Origin of the sequence: Flavobacterium sp. (assembly GCF_043779715.1) — a bacterium.
Classification (GTDB): Bacteria; Bacteroidota; Bacteroidia; order Flavobacteriales; family Flavobacteriaceae; genus Flavobacterium.
Genome location: NZ_JAYWDT010000243.1, coordinates 1 through 2650, shown reverse-complemented (window position 1 = coordinate 2650; position 2650 = coordinate 1). Strand labels below are relative to the sequence as shown.

At 35.8% G+C, this 2650-nt stretch carries 2 protein-coding genes; both read left to right on the top strand.

The window, feature by feature from the left end; genetic code table 11:
- Nucleotides 1-1578 (top strand): F0F1 ATP synthase subunit alpha, encoded by a 1578-nt coding sequence (gene atpA / locus ACH2BG_RS11875; RefSeq protein ID WP_395047908.1) that lies wholly within the window; start codon nucleotides 1-3, stop codon nucleotides 1576-1578.
- Between the two features lie 104 nt (nucleotides 1579-1682).
- Nucleotides 1683-2543, top strand: a complete 861-nt coding sequence (gene atpG, locus ACH2BG_RS11870) for an ATP synthase F1 subunit gamma (RefSeq protein WP_395047907.1) — start codon at nucleotides 1683-1685, stop codon at nucleotides 2541-2543.
- Nucleotides 2544-2650: the final 107 nt, after the last annotated feature.

The following is a 2650-nucleotide window of genomic DNA, read 5'->3' as shown; positions in this document are numbered from 1 at the left end:
ATGGCGGAAATTAAACCTGCTGAAATTTCAGCAATATTAAAAAAGCAATTATCAGGTTTTGAATCTGGTGCAACGCTAGAAGAAGTAGGATCAGTACTACAAGTTGGAGATGGTATTGCTCGTATTTACGGATTATCAAATGTTCAATACGGTGAGCTTGTAGAATTTGACAACGGTCTTGAAGGAATCGTTTTGAATCTTGAAGAAGACAATGTTGGTGTGGTGCTTTTAGGGCCATCTACAGGAATCAAAGAAGGATCTACAGCAAAAAGAACACAACGTATTGCTTCTCTAAAAGTTGGAGAACAAATGGTAGGTCGTGTAGTAAACACACTTGGTTTTCCTATTGATGGAAAAGGACCAATCGGTGGAGATTTATACGAAATGCCTTTAGAAAGAAAAGCTCCTGGAGTTATCTTCCGTCAACCAGTTACTGAGCCATTACAAACAGGTATCAAAGCAGTAGATGCAATGATTCCAGTAGGTCGCGGTCAACGTGAGTTGGTTATTGGTGACCGTCAAACAGGTAAATCTACCGTTTGTATTGACACTATCTTAAATCAAAAAGAATTTTACGATGCAGGAAAACCTGTATTTTGTATATATGTTGCAATTGGGCAAAAAGCATCAACTGTAGCAGGAATTGCAAAAATGTTAGAAGAAAAAGGCGCAATGGCTTATACAGTTATTGTTGCTGCAAATGCTTCTGACCCAGCACCAATGCAAGTTTATGCACCAATGGCAGGAGCCGCAATTGGAGAATATTTCCGTGATTCTGGTCGTCCAGCACTTATTGTTTATGATGATTTATCTAAACAAGCAGTTGCTTACCGTGAGGTTTCTCTTTTATTAAGAAGACCACCGGGACGTGAAGCATATCCTGGAGACGTTTTTTACTTACACTCTCGTTTGTTAGAAAGAGCTTGTAAAGTAATTGCTGATGATGATATCGCAAAAAACATGAACGATTTACCAGATTCATTAAAATCTATCGTAAAAGGTGGTGGTTCATTAACTGCTTTACCAATTATTGAAACACAAGCTGGTGACGTTTCTGCATATATCCCAACAAACGTAATTTCGATTACTGATGGTCAGATTTTCCTCGATGGAGACTTGTTTAACTCAGGAGTTCGTCCAGCGATTAACGTAGGTATTTCGGTATCTCGTGTTGGAGGAAATGCTCAGATTAAATCGATGAAAAAAGTAGCTGGAACATTAAAACTAGACCAAGCACAATTCCGTGAATTGGAAGCGTTTGCAAAATTTGGTTCTGATCTTGATGCTGTTACATTAAACGTAATCGAAAAAGGAAGAAGAAATGTTGAAATCTTGAAACAAGGTTTAAACTCTCCTTATACTGTTGAAGATCAAGTAGCAATTATCTATGCTGGTTCTAAAAACTTATTAAGAAATGTTCCTGTAAATAAAGTAAAAGAATTCGAAAAAGATTTTATCGAGTACTTGAACAACAAACACAGAGATACGCTAGATGCTCTAAAAGCAGGTAAATTAGACGATAAAATTACAGATGTTATCGAAGCTACAGCTAAAGAATTATCAGCAAAATATAACTAAAATAAGTCAAAGGTCTTAAAGCCAAAAGTCTAAAGTCAAGCGAAAGGTTGGCATTTTAACAGACTTTTGTCTTTATGACTTTATGACATTTGACTAATATAAAAATGGCAAATTTAAAGGAAATCCGTAATAGAATTACTTCCGTTTCATCGACGATGCAAATCACATCGGCAATGAAAATGGTTTCTGCAGCAAAACTGAAAAAAGCACAAGATGCTATTACAGCAATGCGCCCTTATGCCGAAAAACTAACGGAATTGTTACAAAATCTTTCGGCAACACTAGATGGTGATGCAGGTGGAGAATTCACAAAACAACGTGAAATCAAGAAAGTTTTATTGGTTGTGATAACTTCAAATAGAGGTTTGGCAGGTGCTTTTAATACCAATGCAATTAAAGAAGCTAAAAACCGCGCTGAATTTTACGCAGGAAAGCAAGTAGATATTTTTGCTATCGGTAAAAAAGGAAACGATACCTTGAGTAAAATACTTTCGGTTGTTGACAATCAGAGTTCGGTTTTTGATGCTCTAACTTTTGATAATGTTGCCAAAATTGCACAAACACTAACAGATAAGTTTGTATCAGGCGAATACGATAAAATTGAGTTGATTTACAATCAATTTAAGAATGCAGCGACACAAATTGTTCAAACAGAACAGTTTTTGCCATTAGCGCCTATAAAATCGGATAAACCAGCATCTACTGGAGATTATATTTTCGAACCATCTAAAGAAGAAATTGTATTAACATTGATTCCAAAATCATTGAAAACACAATTATACAAAGGAATTAGAGATTCATTTGCATCAGAACACGGTGCACGTATGACTGCCATGCACAAAGCAACAGACAACGCAACCGAGTTAAGAGACCAGTTGAAATTAACTTACAACAAAGCACGTCAGGCTGCAATTACTAACGAAATTTTAGAAATCGTTGGTGGAGCAGAAGCGTTGAAAGGATAAGAAAAACGATAGTTTTTCAAATCTTCAAAATGCGAAGCGTTGAAAGGATAAAATAATTTATAATTTTAGATTAATAAAAAAAGCCAACAATTTTTGTTGGCTTTTTT